The sequence below is a fragment of the Propioniciclava sp. LT294 genome (assembly GCF_059516005.1).
Map to the genome: position 1 here is coordinate 126,101 of NZ_JCAKNG010000001.1, position 22,206 is coordinate 148,306.

At 71.3% G+C, this 22,206-nt stretch carries 17 protein-coding genes; 6 read left to right on the forward strand and 11 right to left on the reverse strand.

The window, feature by feature from the left end; all coding sequences use genetic code 11:
- Positions 1–12: 12 nt before the first annotated feature.
- The 4 genes from AC5YDA_RS00635 to AC5YDA_RS00650 all read right to left on the reverse strand — a co-directional run bounded on the left by AC5YDA_RS00635 (position 13) and on the right by AC5YDA_RS00650 (position 6,453).
- Positions 13–1,020: a DUF2891 family protein gene (locus AC5YDA_RS00635; RefSeq protein WP_496192704.1), complete on the reverse strand. Its 1,008-nt coding sequence runs from the start codon at positions 1,018–1,020 to the stop codon at positions 13–15.
- 1 nt (position 1,021) lies between these two features.
- A complete protein-coding gene (locus AC5YDA_RS00640) occupies positions 1,022–3,700 on the reverse strand; it encodes an Rne/Rng family ribonuclease (protein ID WP_496187959.1) in 2,679 nt (892 codons plus the stop codon).
- Positions 3,701–3,899: 199 nt separating this feature from the next.
- Complete coding sequence (locus tag AC5YDA_RS00645) at positions 3,900–4,622, reverse strand: TIGR03936 family radical SAM-associated protein (RefSeq protein ID WP_496187960.1); 723 nt, start codon at positions 4,620–4,622, stop codon at positions 3,900–3,902.
- Positions 4,623–4,719: 97 nt separating this feature from the next.
- The gene (locus AC5YDA_RS00650) at positions 4,720–6,453 is read right to left on the reverse strand and encodes a SulP family inorganic anion transporter (protein ID WP_496187961.1); all 1,734 of its coding nucleotides are present in this window, start codon (positions 6,451–6,453) and stop codon (positions 4,720–4,722) included.
- 190 nt (positions 6,454–6,643) lie between these two features.
- Here AC5YDA_RS00650 and AC5YDA_RS00655 point away from each other — a divergent pair, with 190 nt between their 5' ends.
- The 4 genes from AC5YDA_RS00655 to AC5YDA_RS00670 all read left to right on the forward strand — a co-directional run bounded on the left by AC5YDA_RS00655 (position 6,644) and on the right by AC5YDA_RS00670 (position 12,538).
- Positions 6,644–8,713, forward strand: a complete 2,070-nt coding sequence (locus tag AC5YDA_RS00655; protein ID WP_496187962.1) for a glucose PTS transporter subunit IIA — start codon at positions 6,644–6,646, stop codon at positions 8,711–8,713.
- Between the two features lie 6 nt (positions 8,714–8,719).
- Complete coding sequence (locus AC5YDA_RS00660) at positions 8,720–9,568, forward strand: PRD domain-containing protein (RefSeq protein ID WP_496187963.1); 849 nt, start codon at positions 8,720–8,722, stop codon at positions 9,566–9,568.
- Between the two features lie 62 nt (positions 9,569–9,630).
- A complete protein-coding gene (locus AC5YDA_RS00665; protein WP_496187964.1) occupies positions 9,631–11,352 on the forward strand; it encodes an AMP-binding protein in 1,722 nt (573 codons plus the stop codon).
- A 1-nt stretch (position 11,353) separates the two neighbouring features.
- Positions 11,354–12,538, forward strand: coding sequence for an MFS transporter (locus tag AC5YDA_RS00670; RefSeq protein ID WP_496187965.1), 1,185 nt, complete (start codon positions 11,354–11,356; stop codon positions 12,536–12,538).
- On the opposite strand, the gene AC5YDA_RS00675 is transcribed toward AC5YDA_RS00670, so the two are convergent.
- Genes AC5YDA_RS00675 through AC5YDA_RS00695 form a run of 5 tightly spaced genes read right to left on the reverse strand, consistent with a single transcriptional unit; the run spans position 12,504 to position 17,162 of the window.
- A complete protein-coding gene (locus AC5YDA_RS00675; protein WP_496187966.1) occupies positions 12,504–12,836 on the reverse strand; it encodes a DUF3017 domain-containing protein in 333 nt (110 codons plus the stop codon). The two genes, AC5YDA_RS00670 and AC5YDA_RS00675, sit on opposite strands and share 35 nt — an antisense overlap.
- The gene (locus AC5YDA_RS00680; protein ID WP_496187967.1) at positions 12,833–13,693 is read right to left on the reverse strand and encodes a bifunctional methylenetetrahydrofolate dehydrogenase/methenyltetrahydrofolate cyclohydrolase; all 861 of its coding nucleotides are present in this window, start codon (positions 13,691–13,693) and stop codon (positions 12,833–12,835) included. Before AC5YDA_RS00680 ends, AC5YDA_RS00675 begins: the two co-directional genes overlap by 4 nt.
- Positions 13,694–13,745: 52 nt before the next feature.
- Positions 13,746–15,302, reverse strand: a complete 1,557-nt coding sequence (gene purH, locus AC5YDA_RS00685; RefSeq protein ID WP_496187968.1) for a bifunctional phosphoribosylaminoimidazolecarboxamide formyltransferase/IMP cyclohydrolase — start codon at positions 15,300–15,302, stop codon at positions 13,746–13,748.
- Between the two features lie 15 nt (positions 15,303–15,317).
- A complete protein-coding gene (gene purN / locus AC5YDA_RS00690; protein ID WP_496187969.1) occupies positions 15,318–15,905 on the reverse strand; it encodes a phosphoribosylglycinamide formyltransferase in 588 nt (195 codons plus the stop codon).
- Between the two features lie 9 nt (positions 15,906–15,914).
- Positions 15,915–17,162 (reverse strand): cell division protein PerM, encoded by a 1,248-nt coding sequence (locus AC5YDA_RS00695; RefSeq protein ID WP_496187970.1) that lies wholly within the window; start codon positions 17,160–17,162, stop codon positions 15,915–15,917.
- Positions 17,163–17,261: 99 nt separating this feature from the next.
- On the opposite strand from AC5YDA_RS00695, the gene AC5YDA_RS00700 reads away from it, so the two are divergent.
- Positions 17,262–18,962 (forward strand): hypothetical protein, encoded by a 1,701-nt coding sequence (locus AC5YDA_RS00700; RefSeq protein WP_496192705.1) that lies wholly within the window; start codon positions 17,262–17,264, stop codon positions 18,960–18,962.
- A gap of 33 nt (positions 18,963–18,995) precedes the next feature.
- On the opposite strand, the gene sucD is transcribed toward AC5YDA_RS00700, so the two are convergent.
- Together sucD and sucC are read right to left on the reverse strand one after the other, a co-directional pair.
- Positions 18,996–19,877, reverse strand: coding sequence for a succinate--CoA ligase subunit alpha (gene sucD, locus AC5YDA_RS00705; protein WP_496187972.1), 882 nt, complete (start codon positions 19,875–19,877; stop codon positions 18,996–18,998).
- Position 19,878: 1 nt separating this feature from the next.
- Positions 19,879–21,063, reverse strand: coding sequence for an ADP-forming succinate--CoA ligase subunit beta (gene sucC / locus AC5YDA_RS00710; RefSeq protein WP_496187973.1), 1,185 nt, complete (start codon positions 21,061–21,063; stop codon positions 19,879–19,881).
- 228 nt (positions 21,064–21,291) lie between these two features.
- On the opposite strand from sucC, the gene AC5YDA_RS00715 reads away from it, so the two are divergent.
- Positions 21,292–22,182, forward strand: a complete 891-nt coding sequence (locus AC5YDA_RS00715) for a M23 family metallopeptidase (protein WP_496187974.1) — start codon at positions 21,292–21,294, stop codon at positions 22,180–22,182.
- Positions 22,183–22,206: the final 24 nt, after the last annotated feature.

The following is a 22,206-nucleotide window of genomic DNA, read 5'->3' on the forward strand; positions in this document are numbered from 1 at the left end:
GTTGCGCCCACCCTAACCGGCGAGTTCCGCTTTGAGCGCGAAGCTGACGAGCCAGTGCGTCGCCATGAAGTCGCCCGACGTGATCTCGGACGCCACGGTCGCGATCTGGGAGGCGCTGGCCTCGGCGATGCGCGCCCTCGGGCCGGGGTCGAGGAGCGGCGCGAGTTCGCGGAGGTGCCACGCGCGGGAGAGGGCCAGGCCCAACAGGTGCGCGGCCTGGCCGTCGGTGGCATCGATGCCGGCCGGGGCCGTCAGCAGCGGGTCGCCGTCGTCGGCCAGCCCCGGCAGGAAGGCGCCCAGCCAGTCGCGGAACTCCTCGGTGGCGAGGACCCGCTGCATCAGCACCGCCTCGGACAGCCCCGCCGAGAGGAAGTCGTGACCGCTCGGCTCCCACGCGATCGGGTAGCCACGGTCGGCACCGAACCACCCGCGGGCGTGGCGATCGACGACGCCGACCAGGCTTGTCGACCCGACCGAGGTGGCGGCATCGCGCGCGAGCAGCAGCGCGAAGGCCGTGTTGGAGTGGACGCCGTGCCGCACCGGGCCATGCAGGGTGGGGAGCCATGCCAGGAAGCGATCGGTGAGGGCGACGCCCAGCGGTCGGGTGGCCTCGGCCCAGTCCTCGCGTCCGGACCCCGCGGCCGCTGCGGCGAGTTGCAGGGCCCAGGCCCACCCGTAGGGCCGTTCGAACCCCGGACGCCGCTCCAGCACGGCCACCTCCGCGGCGACGTTGGCCACGGTGAGTCGCTCGTCCAACAGGGCGACGAGGTCGTCGCGGGTCGTGGCGTCGAGGTGGTCCGACGCCTCGGCGAGCAGCATCAGGCCCGACCACAGCATGTGGACGCACGAGTGCCAGTCATAGCTGCCGTGGAACGCGGGGTGCAGCCGCTGCGGGGTCGCGTCCGTGTCGTCCGGCCCCGTCACCGTGTGCTGCGCCGCCCACGGATAGGTCTGCCGTACCGCGGCGACCACGGTCCGCGCCCACTCCTCGGCGTGTGCGGACCGCCAGTCGGACCCCATCTCAGGCCTCCGCGGGCCCTTCGGGCGCACCCTGCTCGGCGGGCGCGTGGTCCGGGGGCGACGGGTGGGTCGGAGGCGTCGGAACCGGGCTGCTCGGTGCCGCGTGCACCGGCGCGGTGGCAGCAGCATCCGCACGGCCACCGCGGGAGCGGCCACCGCGGGAGCGGGGCCCACGGCGTCCGGCGCCGTCACGATCACCACCGTCGGCGGGTGCCTGCGACGTCACGGGTGCGTCGTGGACGTGGTAGCCACGGCCGGCGCAGTTGTCGCACGAGACGGTGAACGCCTCGGCGAGGCCGGTTCCGATGCGCTTGCGGGTCATCTGGACAAGGCCGAGCGAGGTGACCTCGGCCACCTGGTGACGCGTGCGGTCACGGCCCAGGCACTCGACCAGGCGGCGGAGCAGCAACTCGCGGTTCGCGGGCAGGACCATGTCGATGAAGTCGATGACGATGATGCCCCCGATGTCGCGCAGGCGCAGCTGGCGGACGACCTCCTCGGCCGCCTCGAGGTTGTTCGACGTGACCGTCGCCTCCAGGTTGCCCTGGCTGCCCGTGAACTTCCCGGTGTTGACGTCGATGACCGTCATGGCCTCGGTGCGGTCGATGACGAGCGAGCCACCCGACGGCAGGTGCACCTTGCGCTCGAGCGCCTTGGCCACCTGCTCGTGCACGCGGAACTTCTCGAAGATGTCGCCCTCGGTCTCGCGGTCCCAGCGGCGCAGGCGCTCGGACAGGTGCGGCGCCACGTGGGTGACGTAGGCCTCCATGGCGTCCCAGGCGTCCTCGCCCTGGCCGTTCCCGTCGACGACCAGCGCGCTGAAGTCCTCGGTGAAGAGGTCACGGACGATGCGGACGGTCAGGTCGGGCTCGGTGTAGAGCTGCTGCGGCGCGTTGCCGGCCTTGACCTTCTTCTCGATGACCTCCCACTGGGCACGCAGGCGGCTGACGTCGCGCTCGAGCTCCTCCTGCGAGGCACCTTCGGCGGCGGTGCGGACGATGACGCTGGCCTCCCCGCCGACGGCCTCGTCGAGGATGCCCTTGAGGCGTGCCCGCTCGTTCTCGGGCAGCTTGCGGCTGATGCCGGACAGTTGGCCGCCCGGGCAGTAGACGACGTAGCGGCCCGGGATCGAGATGTGCGCCGTCAGGCGCGCACCCTTGGCGCCGATCGGGTCCTTCGTCACCTGGACGAGGATCGCCTGACCCGACTTCAGCACCTTCTCGACCTTGCGGTCGTCACCGGTCACACCGAAGGAATCCCAGTCGACCTCGCCGGCGTACAGGACGGCGTTGCGCCCGCGCCCGATGTCCACGAAGGCCGCCTCCATCGAGGGCAGCACGTTCTGGACGCGACCGAGGTAGACATTGCCGATCATGGACGCCGAGCTGTCGCGGTCGACGTAGTGCTCGACGAGGACACCGTCCTCCATCACGGCGATCTGCGTGTAGTCGTCAGCCTGCCGGATGAGCATCTGGCGCTCGACGGCCTCCCGGCGGGCCAGGAACTCGGCCTCGGAGAGGATCGGCGCGCGGCGGCGCCCGGCGGCCCGACCCTCACGGCGACGCTGGCGCTTGGCCTCCATGCGGGTGGAACCCTCGATGCCGGTGATCTCGTCAGCCGCGGTGCGGGTACGGGTGGTGCGCGGTTCGCGCACCTTCACGACGACGTCGATGCCCTCCTCGGAGTCGGCGCCGGTGTCCTCTCCGCGGCGGCGGCGACGACGACGGCGACGGCTCGAGGTCGCGGGACCACCGGCCTCGTCGGAGGAGTCGTCCCCCTGCTCGGAATCGTTGTCGGCGTCCTCATCGGACGCATCACCGTTCTCGTCGTCGGAGTCCTCGTCGGAATCGGCGTCACCGTCGGAATCGGCGTCGTCGTTGGAGTCCTCGGTGTCGGCACCCTTGCGGCGCCGACGCCCGCCGCGGCGGCGGCGCCGGCGGCGCGGGGTCGACTCGTCCCCCGAGTCGACGCCCTCGGCACCATCGCCCTGGTCGTCCTCGTCCTCGTCGTCGTCGTCGACCTGACCCGAGGCGTCCTCGCCGCCGCTGATCGCGGCGGCCAGGTGGTCGAGCGCGGCGGAGACATCCGCCGGCCGGAAGGGGTTGGCCACGTCGTCCGACAAGCGCGGACGCTCCGCGGTCAGGCTGGCCAGTTGGTCACCCACGGGGTCGACCGATTCCGCGTCCGGCTGCTGGTCAGCCACGGCCTCCTGCTCCACGTCGGCGCGACGTCCACGCCGACGGGTGGAGCGACGCCGTGCCGGCGGGGCCTGCTCGTCGCTCGCGGCTGCCTCCGCCGGGGCCTGCTCGGCGCCGGGCTCCTCGGCCGGAGCGTCCTCGCCCGGGGTCATCTCGGCGCTCGGCTCCTCGACGGGAATCTCCTCGACGGGGGTCTCCTCGACCGGTGCCCCCTCGACGGCGGGTTCTTCGGTTGCGGCCTCCTCCGCCGGGGTCTCCTCGACGGCGACGTCGTCGACGGGGCCGTCGGCCGAGACCTCGCTCCACTCCGCCTCGACCGACTCGGGCTCGACGGCGGGAGCGATCTCTGCCGGCGCAGGAGCGGACTCGATGGCCTTCGGTGGGCCGGCGGGACGGCTCGCGGAGCGACGGCGCCGGGGTGCGGGTGTCGACGACTCCGGGGAATCTGCGGGTGCGCCGATGGGGGCATCCGAATCGAGCATGGTGCTCTCCTCTACACGACAGGAAGCCTGTCGAGACATGCGCCATGCCCTGGCAACGTGGCCGAACACAGCGAAGCTTGCGGTTTGACAGGGCCTCCGCGGTCGACGTGTCTCGTCGTCGCGGCTACGGCCCGGTCAGGCGCCGGGGACGGCGTCCAACCTGATCGCCATTCTTCCACACCCGAGGGCGAAACCCCAGCTACGCCTCGCCACGCGCCTCAAAAGGCCCGACGATTCGGGAACCATCCCACTCCCCCTGGGTCAACCGCATGAGGAGGGGTGGCTCTGCGGGGATGAAGGACTCATGGACGCGGCCGAGCGCCTGCACGATGTCGTCGGGGCGGACGAGGGGCGTGCCATGGCGGGAGATGAGCAGCAGCGCGTCGTCCTGCGTCACGGACAGCTCGATCACGGCGTCCCGTGCGTCAAAACTGCGCAGACCCGTCTTGGTCATCCGTTCGACCTCGATGTGGTCGGACGCCAACAGTGCGGCCACGGCCGACTCCAGGACGGCGCGGGAGAGCCCCACCACGCGGATCTCCCACGCCGACGCCTGGAGGCGGTCGGCGATGCCTCCCGGAGGCGACGGGACCACCTCGAGCACGGCGAGCCCGTCCGGCAGTGCCTGGTTGAGGGCGTCGGCCACTGCTTGTGGCGCGACGGACTCCCGCAGGCTGATCTCCAGGTACTCGGCCTCGGTCGCAGCCCCCGTCGGGGACGCGTTGGAGAACGAGATCCGCTGGTGCGGGTTGTAGCCGGAGCTGAGCGCCATGGGCACCCCCGCCCGCCGCAGGGCCCGCTCGAACGCCCGGTGGAAGTCACGATGACTCATGAAGCGCGCCCGGCCCCGCTTGGCGTAGCGGACCTGCAGCTTCTGCGCCGGCGGTGCCTGCTGCTCGGGCTGGCGTCGTTGATCGTTCACGGCTCTTCATCCTAGGCGCACTGACCCCGCCGGGAGTCACGGGCACGACGACGGTCGCCTCCGGGCGCGGCAGGAACGCCGTCCGGTCACGGTTCCTTCACGACGGCAGGCCGGACGGAGGGCGTCCGACCTCGGCCTCGAAGGCCGCGGCATAGGCGGCCACGGCCGTGGGCAGCGTCGGGTGGATGTTCGACTCCCCCACCCTCTCGGTGAGACCGGCGCGATCGAACCGCTCCCGCACCTCGGCCTTCACCCGGGCGAAGGCGAGGACGATCCCGTCGTCGGCCAGGCGTGCGCGCAGTTCCTCCAAGGCGTCGACGGCGGTGATGTCGGGGTCGATGTTCGCCTCGGCGTTGATCAACAGGCATCGCGCGGGGGGCTCTGCCTCCTCGACGGCCTGCTCCGCGAGCGCCAGGAAGTTGGTCGCGTTGGCGAAGAACAGGGGAGCGTCGTAGCGGAACACGACGAGTCCCTCCACCTGGCTGGCCTCGGGGTAGTCATCGATGTCGTGCATGCCGGCGAGCCGCGGGACGAACCCGAGGACGCCGACGTGCGGGTGCACGATCCGGCGCAGGAGGTCGAGCAGGCTCAAGGTGACGGCCACGCCGATTCCCTCCAGGACGCCGAACGCCACCACCCCGAATGCGGTCACGGCCGTCAGCACGAACTCGCTGGGCCGGAACCGGGCGATGCGCCTCAACGCGGCCAGGTCCACCAAGCGGACGGCCGCGTAGATGATGATCGCCCCCATGGCCGCGCTGGGGAACGTCGAGAGCACGGGCCCCGCGACCATCAGCACCAGCACGACGCCACCCAGCACGACCAGCGAGTGGGCTTGCGTCCTGCTGCCCATGGCGTCCCCCAGCACCGTCCGGCTGCCGCTCGAACTGACCGGGAACGCCTGCGTCAGCCCCGCGCCCACGTTGATGATGCCGAGGGCCAACAATTCCTGCCCGGCGCGCACCTGCTGCCGATGCCGCGCGGCGAAGGCGCGGCCGGTGAGCACATTGTCCGAGTAGCCGACCAGCGCGATGCCGGCCGCCCAGGGCAGGAGAGCGACCAGATCGATGCCGGAGGCGTCCGGTACTCGGGGCACCGGCAGCCCGAGCGGCACCGCTCCGATCGTGACCATCCCCCAGCCCGACACCCACGGCAGGGCCGCGAACCCCGCTGCCGCCAGGATGACGATCAGCGGTCCGGGCCAGTGCGGCCGCCAGGCGGCCATGGCGAACACAGCAACCAGGGTGACGAGGGCGAGGCCGACCGTCGGCAGGTGGACGGAGTCCCACTGCCGCACCAAGGAGTCGACCTCCGCGACAGGGTTGTCGCCGGTGACCGTGAGCCGGGTGATCCGTCCCAACTGGGACGCGATCATCAGGACGGCCACGCCGATCAGGTAGCCCTGCAGCACGGGCCGGGAGAGCAGAGTGGCCAGGAACCCCAACCGCGCCACCCCGCCCAGCAGTGCCACGAGCCCGACCGCCAGGGCGAGGAGCGCAGCGACGTCGGCCCAGCGGTCCGCCCCCACCGTCGCGGTGAGCGCTCCCACCGCCGCGGCCGTCATCAGCGCGGTCGTCGACTCGGGGCCGACCGACAGTTGGCGGGAGGAGCCCACCAACGCGTAGAGGGCGAGGGGCGCGAGCATGCCCCACAGGCCCACCACCGGCGGCAGACCGGCGATCTGCGCGTACGCCATCACCTGCGGCACGAGGTAGGCGGTGACGGTCAGCCCGGCCAGCACGTCCGTCCGGAGCCAGGCCCTGTCGTAGTGCCGCAACACCATGAGCCCGGGCAGCACGTGCGCCCAGAACGACTCCTTCGGCGCGGCCATACGGCACGATAGCGCGCACGGACCCGCCAGTTGTGGCCCAACCTGCATGAGTGCTACATTGCGGATCGAGCCCATCGGCTCACCAGGGTTGTTACCCGCAAGGGGCAAGACCTGAGATGCGAATCATCGCATCTCGGGTCTTTTTTTGTTTTCATGGGCCTGTCGGGCCCTCACAGACAAGGGGATCATCGTGGAACCCACCACCACGTCAGCCGCACAGGCCATCGTCGATGGCGTCGGCGGGGCGGACAACATCACCTCACTCACCCACTGCGCCACCCGGCTCCGCTTCGAGCTGAAGGACGCCGGCAAGGTCGACCCGGCCGCGCTGGACGCCAATCCTGTCGTCCTGGGTTCGGTCCCCCAGTCGGGCGACCGCCACCAGGTCGTCGTCGGCGGCGCCGTCCAGGGCGTCTACACCGACATCATGAACCTGCCGAGCATGCGGGCCCTGACCTCCGGTGCCGCCTCGGACGCCGACGTCAAGGCCGCCGCCCGCGCCAAGGTTCGCGGCAAGAACGCCTGGGTGGACGCCTTCTTCGAGTACCTCTCCGACAGCTTCCGCCCGCTGCTGGGCGTGCTGCTGGGCGGTTCCCTGATCATCGCCATCGCGGCCGTCCTGGACGCCTTGGGCATCGTCCCGTTCCAGGGCGTGGACCGCGCCTCGGCGGCCGGCGCGACGTGGATCTTCTGGGACACCATGTGGCGGTCGGTGCTCTACTTCCTGCCGGTCATGGTCGCGTACAACGCCGCCAAGAAGCTGAACATCGACCCGTGGCTGGGTGCGACGATCATGGCGGCCCTGTTCACGCCCGAGTTCCTCAGCCTGGGGGCGAAGAAGTTCGTCGAGACGGCCGCGGGCAGCGGGCTGTACCAGCAGGTGCAGGGCTTCCCCGACACCGTCTGCACGATCAACCCCGCCTTGGGCACGGAGTCGTGCGTGGCCACCATCTTCGGCCTGCCGATGCAGCTGAACGGCTACGGCGGCCAGGTGTTCGTGCCGCTGATGATGGTGGCGCTGCTGGCGGTCCTGTACCGGTTCCTGAAGAAGGTCTTCCCCGAGAACGTGCAGATGGTCTTCGTGCCGTTCATCTCGATGCTGGTCATGATCCCGGTCACCGCGTTCCTGGTGGGCCCCCTCGGCGTCTGGCTCGGCAACGGGCTCGGCATGGGCCTGTCGTGGATGAACACCAACGCCCCGTTCGTGTTCGCGATCCTGATCCCGATGGTCTACCCGTTCCTGGTGCCCCTCGGCCTGCACTGGCCCCTGAACGCCCTGATGCTGGTCAACATCCAGACGCTCGGCTACGACTTCATCCAGGGCCCCATGGGCGCATGGAACTTCGCCTGCTTCGGCGCCACCGCCGGTGTCCTCTACCTGTCGATGCGCGACAAGGACAACGTCATGCGCCAGACCGCGACCGGTGCGTTGGCCGCGGGCCTGTTCGGCGGCATCTCCGAGCCGTCCCTGTACGGCATCCACCTGCGCTTCAAGCGGATCTACCCGCGCATGCTCGTCGGCTGCTTCGCCGGTGGCCTCACGATCGCCCTGCTCGGCTCGCCCTTCGGCGGCGTGAAGACCGGCGCGTTCGCGTTCACCTCGCTCCTGACCATCCCCGTGTTCAACCCGATGTGGGTCTACGCCCTTGCGATCGCCGTGGCCTTCGTGACCGCGATGCTCCTGGTCATCATCTCGGGCTACAAGGACAAGGATGCTCCCGTCGAGGAGACCGACGCGGCCCCCATCGCCCCGGCGGCAGCCGCGGCCGCACCAGCGACGTCCTCGGTGCACGGCATCACCACGGTGGGCGCCCCGGTCGCCGGACGCGTCGTCAGCCTCGACGACGTCGAGGACAAGGTGTTCAGCTCCCGGACGCTGGGTGAGGGCGTCGGCGTGGTCCCGACCGGACGGCTCTTCGTCTCCCCCGTCAGCGGTACCGTCGCCACCGTGACCAAGACGGCCCACGCCTACGGCATCAAGACCGACGCCGGCGTCGAGGTGCTCGTGCACATCGGCATCGACACGGTGCGCATGAAGGGCGAGGGCTTCACCGCCCACGTCGAGAAGGGCCAGCGCGTCGAGGCGGGTGACCTGCTCGCCGAGGTCGACCTGGACGCCGTGCGCACGGCCGGGTTCGACACCACGACGCTGGTGACCGTCACCAACACCAAGGCGCTCACGAACGCCGAGGGCTCCGTCCGTCCGCTCGTCGGGCGCGACGCCGAGGTCGGCGAGCCCATCATCGAGGTCAGTCGCTGATCCATCGTGGAGATCCTGCGCGTCTTCAACAACAACCTCGTCCTCGCCCGCGACCCGGGCGGGGACGAGGTGATCCTCACCGGTCGCGGCCTGGGCTTCCAGGCCAGGCCGGGCCAACGGGTGGATCCGTCCCGTGTCGTCCGCCGTTTCGTCCCCTCGGACGGCCGGGACCCGGATCACCTCGCCGAGCTCCTGGCGGGCATCCCGCCCGAACATCTCCACCTCGTGAGCGCCGCCCTGGCCGAGGCCGGGGTGACGCCCTCGGCGTCCGGCGGGGGCACGACCCTGGTGATCGCGTTGGCGGACCACGTCAACTTCGCGATCCACCGCCAGGAGGTGGGGATGGACCTCATCTATCCCCTGGTGGCCGAGGTGACGAACCTGTACGCGACCGAGTACGCGCAGGCGCGGGCCGTGCTGGCCGCCCTGAACGCCCGCCTCGACCGGCCCCTGCCGGAAGCCGAGGCGGTGGCCATCGCGCTCCACCTCGTCAACGCGGGTTTCTCCACCGGGGACCTGTCCGCGACCTACGCGATGACGGGGATCATCCAACAACTGGTGGGCGTCATCGAACAGACCTACGGCCTCACCCTGCCGACCACGTCCGTCAGTGTCGGACGCCTCATCACCCACCTCCGGTACCTGTTCGTGCGCATCCACCAACACAGCCAGTTGAGCGAGGAGGGTTCCGCCATCGGCGCCGCCATCCGGAACGCGCACCCTCGGGCGCTGGAGTGTGCCGAACGACTGGCCCAGGTCGTCGAGTTGCGCCTGGGCTCCGCGCTCACCGAGGACGAGATCTCCTATCTGACCCTGCACGTGGCGCGGGTCGTCCTGGACTGCCCGTCCGCCTGACCCCCGCCCGCGATCGTGGCGCGAACCTACGCAACCGTCGGTCTCGGCGTACTGTTTCGCCCATGACCTTTGCCGGCCGCCCCGCGACCGCCGCGACGGACGCCGTCCGCATCGCGCGCGACTTCCTGTTGGACCACCCCCATGACTACGACACCGTCGTCCGCGACTTCGCGTGGCCGAAGCTCACCGAGTTCAACTTCGCCCTGGAGTGGTTCGACGTCGTGGCCGGGGAGCACCCCGACCGGGCCGCCGTCACGATCGTCGACGACGAGACGGGACACGTCGAGACCTGGACCTACGGCGACCTCGCCCGGCGATCGGACCAGGTCGCCTCGTGGCTCACCCGGATGGGCATGCGCGCGGGCGACAGGGTGATCGTGATGCTGAACAACACCATCGAGCTGTGGGAAGTCCTCATGGCCCTGATGAAGGTGAACGCGGTCGCCATCCCCACCTCGACGCTGCTGAACGAGGAGGACATCGCGTGGCGCGTCGAGTCCGCCGGCGCCCGGTTCGCGATCGCCCCGGCCACGCTGGCGGAGCGGTTCCACCTCGTCCGCCCCGACGCGACGCTCATCGCGGTCGGCGACGACGTGGACGGCTGGCTGCGCTGGGAGGACTCCCTCGGCGCCCCCGACCACTTCACCCCGGACGGCCCCACCCCGGCCGACTCCACCTCGTTGCTCTACTTCACCTCGGGCACGACGGCTCGCCCGAAGCTGGTGCGCCACACGCAGGTCTCCTACCCCGTCGGCCACCTGTCGACGATGTACTGGCTCGGCGTCCGACCCGGCGACGTGCACCTCAACATCTCCTCTCCCGGCTGGGGGAAGCACGCGTGGAGCAACTTCTTCTCGCCCTTCCTGGCGCAGGCGACCGTGTTCATCGTGAACTACGACCGGTTCAACGCCGAGCGGCTGCTCAAGGTCATGGACGCGCATCAGGTGTCCTCCTTCTGCGCACCGCCGACCGTGTGGCGCATGCTGATCCAGGCCGACCTGTCGCACCTGACCAGGCCGCCGCGCGAGCTCGTCGGTGCCGGCGAGGCCCTCAACCCGGAGGTCATCAACAAGGTCCGTGCCGCGTGGGGCAACACGATCCGCGACGGGTACGGCCAGACGGAGATGACGTGCGCCGTCGGCAACTCCCCCGGACAGCCCGTCAGGATCGGCGCGATGGGACGCCCGCTGCCCGGCTACCGGGTCGTGCTGCTCGGCACCCAGACCGGCGAGCGCCTGGAGGGCCCGGGTGAGGGCGAGATCTGCCTCGACCTCTCCCACGACCACGCCGGCCTCATGGGAGGCTACTTCGAGGCCCCGGAGCTCACGGCCGAGGCCTGCCGCGACGGCTACTACCACACCGGCGACATCGGCGAGCGTGACGAGGACGGCTACATCACCTACGTGGGCCGCGCCGATGATGTGTTCAAGGCGTCCGACTACAAGATCAGCCCGTTCGAGCTCGAGTCCGCCCTGATGTTGCACGAGGCGGTCGTCGAGTGCGCCGTGGTTCCCTCCCCGGACGAACTGCGTGGCGCGGTCCCGAAGGCGTACGTGCTGGTCGGGGCCGCTCACCGGGCCGGACCCGAGCTCGCGGCGTCCTTGTTCGCGCACTGCCGCGAGCACCTCAACGGCTACCAGCTCGTCCGGATCCTTGAGTTCGTCGAGGCGCTGCCGAAGACGATCAGCGCCAAGATCCGACGCGTCGAACTGCGCGACGCGGAGGCGGAGCGCGTGGCGTCCGGCATCGTGGAGGGGCAGTACTTCTACCGCGACTTCCAATGAGGTGAGCGGGGCCCCACCCTGGCGGCGCCTCTCACTGGCCCTCGTGGCCGCGGGGTGGGGCGCCAACCAGTTCGCACCGATGCTGCTCGTCTACCGCGCCGAGCGTGGAATGACGGAGCAGGCCGTCACCGGGCTGTTCGCCGTGTACGTCGCCGGCTTGGTGCCCGCCCTGCTGGTCGCCGCTTGGTGGAGCCAACACCACGGCAAGCGACCGATGCTGCGCGTGTCGGTGGTGCTGATGCTGGCCGGGTCGCTCCTGCTGCTGGCGGGGGCCGACGCCCCGTGGCTGCTGACCGCGGGCCGGGTCCTGGGCGGGATCGGGATCGGGTTCGCCATGGGTCCGGGGACCGCCTGGATGAAGGAACTCTCGGCCGGCCAGCTCCCCGGCACCGGTGCCCGTCGCGCCGCGCTCGCCCTGACCGCCGGCTTCGCGCTGGGACCGACCGCCTCCGGCTTCGCCGCCCAGTGGCTGCCCACCCCGCTCCACCTCCCCTACGCCCTGCACCTCGTCGTGCAGGCCGTCGCCACCGCGCTCGTGTGGAACCTCCCCGAGGCGGGGCGCGGCGACAACCCGACGCCGACCGTCGGCGAGGTGGCGCGCCACGTGGGGCGGGGTTGGTACCTCCGCACGGTGCTGCCCACCGCCCCGTGGGTCTTCGGCGTCGCGTCGGTGGCGTTCGTGGTGATGCCGTCCGTGGTGGGACCGCTGGCCGGACTGCCCCGGATCGCCGCCGCCGGAGCGGTGGCCGGCCTGACCCTGGGAACCTCCGTGCTGCTGCAGCCGTCCATGAAGCGGTGGGCGAGCCACCACCCCGGCCGCGTCAGCGCGCTCGCGATGACGGTGACCACCCTCGGCATGGGCCTGGCGACGGCCGCTGCCCTGTCGCCGGCCTGGTGGTGGCTGCCGCTGGTCGCGGGCGTGATGGGGGCGGCCCATGGCCTGCTCCTGGTGGGCTCCATGACGACGGTTGAACTGAACACGCCGCCCGAGATGATGGCCGCGACGACCGCCGTCACCTACTGCCTGACGTACGTGGGCTTCCTGTCGCCGTATCTCGTCGCGCTCCTGAACGCGGTCGGTCCGTCGTGGCTCGTCCTCGCCGCCGGGGCCGGCATCGCAGCCGTCACCACCGCGTGGCTGGTGGCCCAACCTAGGGCTGCGGCGGGACCAGCAGCGACAGCGTGAGGATGCCGGCGCCCAGCAGGCCCAGGCACGCCACGTCCACCCAGCGACGGCGGACGCCGAGCAGCCCGACCCGATCGTCCGGCAGGACGGCACGGAGGAAGGTGCCGACGGCGAAGGCGAGGCCCACGACGAACGAGCCCCGCTTCCAGTGGCTGAGGGCGACCCAGGCCATGCCGGTGGTGACCCCGAGGAGCACCACGAACAGCGGCCACTGTCCCAGCACCAGCCTGTACCACGGCCGTGGCGCACGGGGGCCGTGGTCAGGCGTCCAGCCCGCCTCGGGCTCGCGGCGGCTCACGAGCCGGACGCTACCAGCGCCTCTGCACGATCCACGACGTTCGAGAGCAGCATGGCCCGCGTCATCGGACCGACCCCACCGGGGTTCGGGGAGATCCAGGCGGCCTTCTCCCAGACGTCCGGGGCGAAATCGCCCACCGTCTTGCCGTCCACCCGGCTGACACCCACGTCCACGAGCACCGAGCCCTCGCGGATCATGTCCGCGGTGATCAGCCCCGGGACGCCCGCAGCACCCACCACGATGTCCGCACGGCGGGTGTGCTCGGCCAGGTCGCGCGTGCCGGTGTGGCACAACGTGACGGTCGCGTTCTCGGAGCGCCTGGTCAGGATCAGGCCGAGCGGGCGCCCGACCGTGATGCCACGTCCCACGACGCACACCTCGGCGCCCTTCCAGTCGATCCCGTGCCGGCGCACGAGCTCGACGATGCCGCGCGGGGTGCACGGCAGGGTCGCGGGCTCGTTCAGTACGAGCCGGCCGAGGTTGATCGGATGCAGGCCATCGGCGTCCTTGTCGGGGTCGATGAGCGACAGCGCCCAGTTCTCGTCGAGGTGCTTCGGGATGGGCAACTGCACGATGTAGCCGGTGCAGGCGTCGTCGGCGTTGAGCGCCTCGATCGCCTCGCGCACCTGCTCGGCGGTGGCGTCAGCCGGCAACTCCACCTGGATGGACGCGATACCCACCTCCTCACAGTCCCGATGCTTCATCCTCACGTAGTTCTGGCTGGCCGGGTCCTCCCCCACCAGCACCGTGGCGAGGCCGGGCACGTGGCCGGCCTCGCGCAGGGCTGCGGTCCGAGCCGTCAGCTCGGCCTTGATCGCGGCGGCCGTGGCCTTGCCGTCGAGTCGCTGGGCAGTCATGTGCGTCGCTCCTGGGTTGGCTTCGTGGAAGTCGGCTCAGTGAAGGTCCGGCTCAGTGGAAGAAGTGCCGCGTGCCGGTGAAGTACAGGGCGACGCCCTTGTCCCGGCACAGCGCGATGGTCTCCTCGTCGCGGACCGAGCCGCCCGGCTGGACGATGGCCTTCACGCCGCCGTCGATGAGGATCGCGGGGCCGTCGGAGAACGGGAAGAACGCGTCCGAGGCCGCCACACTGCCCCGCGCCCGCTCGCCGGCGCGCTCCACGGCCAGCTTGCACGAGTCGACGCGGTTGACCTGGCCCATGCCGACGCCCACCGAGGCGCCGTCGGACGCCAGCAGGATCGCGTTGCTCTTCACCGCACGGCAGGCCCGCCAGGCGAAGGAGAGGTCGGCCAGCGTCTGCTCGTCGACGGCCTCGCCCGCCGCCAGCGTCCAGTGGGCGGGGTCGTCGCCGGGGGCGTCGATGCCATCGGAGTGCTGCATCAGCAGACCCCCGGTGATCGGCCGGATCTCGGCGCCTCCCCCCGGGTACTCCGGGACGACGAGGATGCGAATGTTCTTCTTGCGGTTCAGGACCTCGACCGCGCCGTCCTCGTAGCCGGGCGCGATGATGACCTCGGTGAAGACCTCGGCGACCTGCTCGGCCATGGCCACCGAGACGGGGCGGTTCGTGGCGATGACACCGCCGAACGCCGACACCGGGTCACACTCGTGCGCCTTGCGGTGGGCCTCGGCGATGTCGGAGCCCACCGCGATCCCGCACGGGTTGGCATGCTTGATGATCGCGACACAGGGCGCATCGAAGTCGTACGCCGCGCGGTAGGCCGCGTCCCCGTCGGTGTAGTTGTTGTAGCTCATCTCCTTGCCGTGCAGCTGCTCCGCCTGCGCGATGCCGTCCCGGCCGTGGCCGTTGCGGTACAGGGCGGCCGGCTGGTGGCTGTTCTCCCCGTATCGGAGGGATCCCACCTTGTCCCACGTCGCACCGACCCAGGTGGGGAACCCGTCCCCACCGGAGGTGTCCGTGAGGACGTTGCCCATCCAGGAAGCGACGTGCACGTCGTAGGTGGCGGTGTGGATGAAGGCGGCCGCGGCGAGCGCCTTGCGCTGGGCGAGCGTGAAACCTCCGGACGCCAGCGCCTCGGTCAGGTGGCCGTACTGGTCGGGTGAGGTGATGATCGCGACGGACGGGTGGTTCTTCGCGGCGGCGCGCACCATGGACGGTCCGCCGATGTCGATCTGCTCGACGCACTCATCGGGCGTCGCACCCGAGGCGACGGTCTGGGTGAACGGGTAGAGGTTGCTGACGACGAGGTCGAACGGCTCGACGCCGAGCTCTGCCAGTTGCTGCACGTGCGCCTCCAGGCGCCGATCGGCGAGGATGCCCGCGTGCACCTTCGGGTGCAGGGTCTTCACCCGACCGTCGAGGCACTCGGGGAACCCGGTGAGTTCCGACACCTCGGTGACGGGCACACCGGCCTCGGTGAGCAGCTTGTAGGAGCCGCCGGTCGAGACGACCTCGACGCCGGCGTCCGCCAGTGCGCGGCCGAGGTCGGCCAGGCCGGTCTTGTCGTACACCGAGACCAGGGCCCGGCGGATGGCGATGCGATCCATTCTTCTCTTCTCTCCTCAGCGGGACGCGGCCAACGCGTTCACGGTGTCCACGAGCAGGCGCCGTTCGGCGACCTTGATGCGCTCGTGCAGGGTTTCCTCGGTGTCGTCCGGCTCGACCCGGACGGCCACTTGGTCGATGATGCGGCCGGTGTCGACGCCGGCGTCCACCTCGAAGATGGTGCAACCGGTCACCTTCACCCCGTGCGCGAGCGCGTCCCGGACGCCGTGCGCCCCGGGGAAACTCGGCAGCAGCGCCGGATGGGTGTTGAGCATCCGTCCGCCGAAGCGGGCGAGGAAGGCGTCGCCGACGAGCTTCATGAAACCAGCGCTGACGATGAGGTCGGGCTCGTACTCGGCGCAGGCGGCAGCGAGCGCAGCATCGAAAGCGGGGCGGTCGACCACGCCCGCGGCGTCCTTGTGGTCGCCGAGGCGAACGGTGAAGGTGGGGACACCCGCGGCGCGGGCGCGGTCCAGGCCGGTGCACTCGCGGTCGGCGCCGACGGCGACGACCTCGGCGTCCACCGCGCCGGAGGCCTGGGCGTCCAGCAGCGCCTGCAGCAGGGTTCCCGAACCGGAGACCAGCACGAGGAGCCGCAACGTCATGGGGTCACCTTATCCAGTGGTCGTCGGCTCCGGCGTCTTTGCCCGCAGCGCCAGCCACAGCGCCCGTCCCACCCCGACCAGGGCTCCGGCCGCCGCGAGCGGGGCGGTCGCCCACAGCAGCAGGTCCGGGAAGAGCGGCCCCAGGCCCACCAGGCGACCCTCCCCGAGGTCGCCGCGCGCGAGCCACGCCAGGACGATCCAGGGCAGCCCCGGGGCGAGCCCGGCGAGCGCTCCCTGCCACAGGTGCGACAGCCACACGGGCTCGCTGCCGCGCAGCAACCACCAGGCGGACGCCCCCGCCGCGGCCGGGCCGACGCAGAGCCAAACCCAGTCCGCGGCCCCCGGGACGCTCGGCACGGCACCGAGGACGGGGATCGCCGGCAGCACGGCAGGGATCGCGACTCCCGGCGCGACCAGCCCCGTGCCGCCGAGCGACACACCGGCCCCGAGCGTGAAGGAGCCCGCCCAGGCGATCAGGTTGGGCAGGTGGGCCACCTGGACCAGGACGAGGATGACCGCGCCCACGGGATCCGGATGCAGCGACTCGTGGAGGACGACGACCTGCTCCCAGTGCGCCACCAGCGCCACGCCGGCTGCGAGGGTCGCGCCTCCGGAGAGGACGGCCAGTCCCAGGCCCGTGGCACGCGGCAGCCGGCGGACCCAGTCGGGCTGCCCCGCCAGGGGGTCCAGGGCCAGGCCGAGGAAGGCCCCGGCCCCCGCTCCGACCAACGGGAGGGCGATGAGTCCGGGCACGGCCTGGGACACCTGCGCGGGGCTGCCGAGCACCGCAGCCAGGATGAGCCCCACCACGAGGTACGACCCGATGCCGGCACCGGTGACCGATGCCCAGGCCAGCCAGCCGTCCTTCACCGACGAGGCGGGGTCGAGGCCGTACTGGCCGGCGGCGTGGTGCGCGGCGAGCGCGCAGCCGAGGGCGACGAGTGCGGCGAGGCCGAGTGGCACCATCGTGACGGTGGCGCCTCCCAGCGTGACCGTGACGCCGTGCAACGCCAGCCAGCCCTGCCCGATGGTGGCGATCACGTCGGCCGCGGCCAGGTGGACCGCCGTGAGCCACGACACGCTGACGATCACACCCACCAGCACCCACCCCAGGAGGGCGGCCGCCGCGGTCCAGACGACGGAGGCCACCAGCCAGGGGACGTACGGGATCCGTTGGAGCGGGTCGGGCGTCGGCTCGGTCGGGGAGGCCACCGTGAGGCTCACGGGGGTCCGGCGGGGGTCGAGGGGTGTGCGCATGATGGGTCCATGGTCGCCTGCTGTTCGCGTCGTGACCGTGGGGACACGCCCCAACCTTGGTAAAGTCGAGGAGATGTGACCACGAGCATGGGGAGGAACATGGCCGAGCAGGAGGGTCCGACCCCGCGGCGTGCGCTGCCTCCGCGTGATGACGTCCCGGACGTGGACGACGTTGCCGACGACCTGGAATCGACCGCCTTCCGCCGCGGCCTGTGGTCCCCTGCGTCCGACGGTGGCGGCGCGTCCGGCTCCACGCCCGGGACGCCCATCCCCCCGCCGGCCGTCCTGCCCGCGTCGGACGTGGCGCCCGCGAGCGCCGGGCGGCGCTTCTCCGCGGTCGACCTCCCCACCGACGAGTCGCGTCCGCTGCCCCGCCGGTCAGCCCTGTCACCCGCCGCGACGCGGACCCGCTCGCCCCGGACCCCGGACGCGGTGCCCACCGGCTCCTCGACACCCACGGGCTCCTCGAAGCAGGCCACCCCGCCCTCCCGGGCCCCGCGGCGGAGCCTGCCCGGCGAGCCCGGAGGGCCGCCCCGCCCCCGCCAGGGCCGCCGGGGCCCGGTCATCGGCATCATCGTCGCCGTCGTGCTGGCCCTCCTGGCCGCCACCGTCTGGTACCTGACCGGCCCGGGTGCCGGACCCGGGCGGCCTGCCCCGTCCCCCACCCCGACCATCGATCCCGCGGCCACCTACCTGCTCCAGGCCGACGACCTCGCGGGAGTGCGCCCGAACACGACGTGGGCGGTCGCCACCACGGCGACCACGCTGGGCGCGTCCACCCCCAAGCCCCTGTGCGTCACCCCCGTGCCCGAGTTGGAGAAGCAGCCCGCCGGCGTCCTGGTCCGGACCTTCTCCCCCACCTCCGGGGAACCGGGTGGACTGCTGCACCAGGTCGAGGTCTACCCGACCCCCGAGGACGCCACGGCCGCCTACACCGAGCGCCTCACCCAGTTGGGCTCCTGCGAGCGCAACACCGCCTGGCTCGAAGGCGGCTTCACGGTGAGCGGGCTCGGGGACGAGTCGGCCGGGGCCGGCGTCGTCCTCCAAGCCGACCAGCCCGAGTACCACGCGATCATCGTCAGCCGGACCGGCACGCGCGTAAACGTGGTCGACGCCACGCAGGCGTCCGGGATCCCGGATCCCGCCGCGTCGATCGGCGCCCTGACCGCCGTGTTCACCCGCCAGTGTGGCGACGGCGGGACCTGCCCGTCGGCCTCGCCGTCCGTGGGACGGGGCGTCCCGCCGGCGGTCGAGCCCTTCGGCTTCCTGGCCGGTGTCGACCTCCCGCGGATCACTGCCAGCGCCGGCGAGTGGAGAGGGACGCCGGTGGCCGCGGGCGTCACCACGACCGGCACGCGTTGCGAGGGGGTCGACCTGACCCAGGCCCCCGGGGCGAGCCAGCAGCAGCAGCGCACCCTGCTCCTCCAGGACGACGCGGCGGCTCGGCGGCTCGGCGGATTCGGCGTCGACGAGGTCGTCTACACGTTCAACACCCCGGAGGAGGCTGCCGGTTTCGTCGGCACCCTCGTGGGCGGCATCGACGGATGCGCCGCACGGACGGCGACCGCGGAGGTCGCCAAGACCGGTGACCTGACCGGTCCGGGTGCCGGAGCCGCCTGGGCGGTCTCGCGCCAGGTCGACCAGGCCGCGACCCGTGCCCGCTACCGTGTCGCCGCGCTCGCGGCCGGCAATCACGCGGTGTACCTGATGGCCAACCCCACGGCGGAGTTCGACTTCTCCGACGAGGCCTTCCACCACGTGGCGCTGCGCAGCGCGGAGAGGTTGACGCAACTGCCCTGACGGGCAGTCGCGTCAACCTCTGACACCGACGCGTCAGCGCGCCCGCATCACCTGACGCACGAGGCTGGCGGTCTCGGACGGGGTCCGGCCGACCTTCACGCCGACCTTCTCCAACGCGTTCTTCTTGGCTGCGGCCGTGCCCGACGAGCCCGACACGATGGCGCCTGCGTGGCCCATCGTCCGTCCCTCCGGGGCCGTGAAGCCCGCCACGTAGGCCACGACGGGCTTGGTGACGCTCTTCTTGATGAACTCGGCCGCCCGCTCCTCGGCGTCGCCGCCGATCTCACCGATCATGACGATGCAGTCGGTCTCCGGGTCGTCCTGGAACGCCTGGAGGGCGTCGATGTGCGTGGTGCCGATGATCGGGTCACCGCCGATACCGACGCACGAGCTGAAGCCGATGTCGCCCAACTCGAACATCATCTGGTAGGTCAGCGTGCCCGACTTGCTCACCAGGCCGATGTGGCCCGCGCGCGCGATGTTCGGCGGGATGATGCCGACGTTCGAGCGCCCCGGCGAGATGAGGCCCGGGCAGTTGGGCCCGATGAGACGGACGCCCTTCTCCTCCGCGGCTGCACGGAACTCGGCCGTGTCCTTCACCGGGATGCCCTCGGTGATGACGACGACGAGATCGATGCCGGCGTCGATGGCGTCCATGACGGCCTTCTTCGCGTGCGGCGGCGGCACGAACACGCACGACACGTTTGCCCCGGTCGCGTGCTGAGCCTCGGCGACCGTGTTGAAGACCGGGATCGGGTCCTCCTCGAAGGTCACCGACTGCCCGCCCTTGCCGGGCGTGACGCCCGCGACGATGCGCGTCCCGAACATGAGCATGCGGTTGGTGTGCTTGCGCCCCTCGGTCCCCGTCATGCCCTGCACGATCACCTTGCTGCGATGATCCAGCCAGATCGCCATGTCACTTCCCTTCCATGGCCGCACTGGCCAGCTGTGCGGCCTTGGCGGCGGCCTCGTCCATCGTGTCCACGAGCGTCACCAGCGGGTGTCCGTACTCCTCCAGCATCGCCCGCCCGACCTCGACGGCGTTGCCGTCGAGGCGCACGACGATGGGCTTGGACGCCCGGTGGCCCAGCTGCCTGAGCGCCTCACGGATGCCCTTGGCCACCTCGGAGCACGCGGTGATGCCGCCGAAGACGTTCACGAAGACGACCTCGACCTGGGGGTCGGAGAGGATGATGTCCAACCCGTCCGCCATCACCTGGGCGGACGCCCCTCCACCGATGTCGAGGAAGTTGGCCGGCTTGGGGGTACCGGGCAGGCCCTCACCGGCGTAGGCCACGACGTCGAGGGTGCTCATGACCAGGCCCGCGCCGTTGCCGATGACCCCCACGTGGCCGTCGAGCTTGACGTAGTTGAGGTCCTTCTCGCGGGCCCGGAGCTCGAGCGGGTCGATCGCGGTGGCATCGACGAGGTGCTCACGCTCGGGGTGGCGGAAGTCGGCGTTGTCGTCCAGGGTGACCTTGCCATCCAGCGCGACGATCGCCCCCGACCCGGTCTTGACCAGGGGGTTCACCTCCACCAGCGTGGCGTCGGCCTCACGGTACACGTCGCCCAGCTTCACCAGCACGTCGGCCACTTGAGCGGCAACCTCCTCGGGGAAGCCGACCTCGCTGACGATCTTCTGCGCGGCCGCCGCGTCCAGCCCGGTACGCGGGTCGATGCTGAGGCGGACGAGCGCCTCGGGGCGTTCCTCGGCCAACTGCTCGATCTCGACGCCACCCTCGAGGCTGCACATCGCCAGGTAGTTCCGGTTGGCCCGGTCCAGCACCAGGGAGAAGTAGTACTCCTCCGCGATGTCGGCCCCTTCGGCGACCATGACGGCCTCGACGAGGTGACCCTTGATGTCCATGCCCAGGATGGCCCGCGCGTGCTGCTCCGCCTCCTCGGGCGACTTCGCCAGCTTCACGCCTCCGGCCTTGCCACGACCGCCGACCTTGACCTGTGCCTTCACGACCACGACGCCCCCGTCGAGCGCCACGGCGGCAGCCTTGGCCTCCTGCGGCGTGCGTGCAACGATGCCCCGCAGCACCGGGACGCCGTGTGCCTCGAAGAGGTCGCGGGCCTGGTATTCGAATAGATCCATGCTCTCCGTCCTCGCGGGCACCGCATCGGCGCGGCACCCGCGACGAGGCTATCGGGCGGCCCCGGACACGACCACCCCAGGTCCACGATCGGGCCCTCGTCAAACGTCGGCAACTCTCTGAGAAGAATTCTGAGAATCACACAGAAACTGCTACTGTCCTGATGGCTCCTACGGGGGCAGCTGGCCGCAGGCCGGCGGCTGAAATTTTCTCAGGAAAGGTGTCAGGGCGTGGCGCGAATCTCGGGCTCCTACCAGCCGCGTTGTGCCGTCGCCGATTCCGACGAAGCCTTCCTCACCGAGCCCGGTCTTCCCCGCCGCATGGCCCGCCGCAACCGTTTCCTGCGCAGCGGCATCGCCCTCGGCGCGGCCGCCACCGTGGGCGTCCTGGCCGTGGTGACGCCGGCCATCGCGCAGAGCGTGTCCGCCGCCAACGCCGCGACCACCGATGCCGCCGGGTTCGCGGCCACCGACACCTCCCGCGTCGGCACCACGGATGCCTTCAACGCCCGCGGCAACTCCACCGACCGCAACACGGCACGCCCCGCGGTCGATGTGAGCGAGGCCGCCCTGCAGCGCGCCAACTCGCTCGACGCCGTCGCCCAGCAGGTCGCCGACACCCAGGCGTCCGTCGCCGCCCAGGCGCGCGCCGCGTCACTGACCAGCACCGGCTCCGCCATCGACGCGGTGACCGAGCGCGTCGCCGCCCAGCTCTTCTACTGGCCGACGGAGGGTGAGATCAACTCCCCGTGGGGCATGCGCCTCCACCCGATCCTCCGCTACACGCGCCTGCACGGTGGCGCCGACATCGGCGGTGCCGTCGGCGCACCCATCTACGCCGTGGCCGATGGTGTCGTCACCAAGGCCGACCTGGGCTACAACGGCGGTTCGGGCAACAACGTGCGCATCGACCACGGAACCATGAACGGCAAGGCGATCGAGACCTCCTACCTGCACATGCACACGCTCAACGTGCGCGAGGGACAGGCGGTCAAGAAGGGCCAGCTCATCGGTTCGGTCGGCAACACGGGCCTCTCCACGGCCCCGCACCTGCACTTCTCGGTGTACGTCAACGGCGCCAACAGCGATCCGGCGCCGTACCTCTACGCCGGCCGCCGCTGATCTCCCCTCGTCGGCCCCACGGGG

Excerpts from the sequence above, each read along its gene's own strand:
- AC5YDA_RS00635 (WP_496192704.1), bottom strand. The coding sequence starts at position 1,020 with ATGGGGTCCGACTGGCGGTCCGCACACGCCGAGGAGTGGGCGCGGACC.
- AC5YDA_RS00640 (WP_496187959.1), bottom strand. The coding sequence starts at position 3,700 with ATGCTCGATTCGGATGCCCCCATCGGCGCACCCGCAGATTCCCCGGAG.
- AC5YDA_RS00650 (WP_496187961.1), bottom strand. The coding sequence starts at position 6,453 with ATGGCCGCGCCGAAGGAGTCGTTCTGGGCGCACGTGCTGCCCGGGCTC.
- AC5YDA_RS00665 (WP_496187964.1), top strand. The coding sequence starts at position 9,631 with ATGACCTTTGCCGGCCGCCCCGCGACCGCCGCGACGGACGCCGTCCGC.
- AC5YDA_RS00680 (WP_496187967.1), bottom strand. The coding sequence starts at position 13,693 with ATGACTGCCCAGCGACTCGACGGCAAGGCCACGGCCGCCGCGATCAAG.
- purH (WP_496187968.1), bottom strand. The coding sequence starts at position 15,302 with ATGGATCGCATCGCCATCCGCCGGGCCCTGGTCTCGGTGTACGACAAG.
- purN (WP_496187969.1), bottom strand. The coding sequence starts at position 15,905 with ATGACGTTGCGGCTCCTCGTGCTGGTCTCCGGTTCGGGAACCCTGCTG.
- AC5YDA_RS00695 (WP_496187970.1), bottom strand. The coding sequence starts at position 17,162 with ATGCGCACACCCCTCGACCCCCGCCGGACCCCCGTGAGCCTCACGGTG.
- AC5YDA_RS00700 (WP_496192705.1), top strand. The coding sequence starts at position 17,262 with ATGGCCGAGCAGGAGGGTCCGACCCCGCGGCGTGCGCTGCCTCCGCGT.
- sucD (WP_496187972.1), bottom strand. The coding sequence starts at position 19,877 with ATGGCGATCTGGCTGGATCATCGCAGCAAGGTGATCGTGCAGGGCATG.
- sucC (WP_496187973.1), bottom strand. The coding sequence starts at position 21,063 with ATGGATCTATTCGAATACCAGGCCCGCGACCTCTTCGAGGCACACGGC.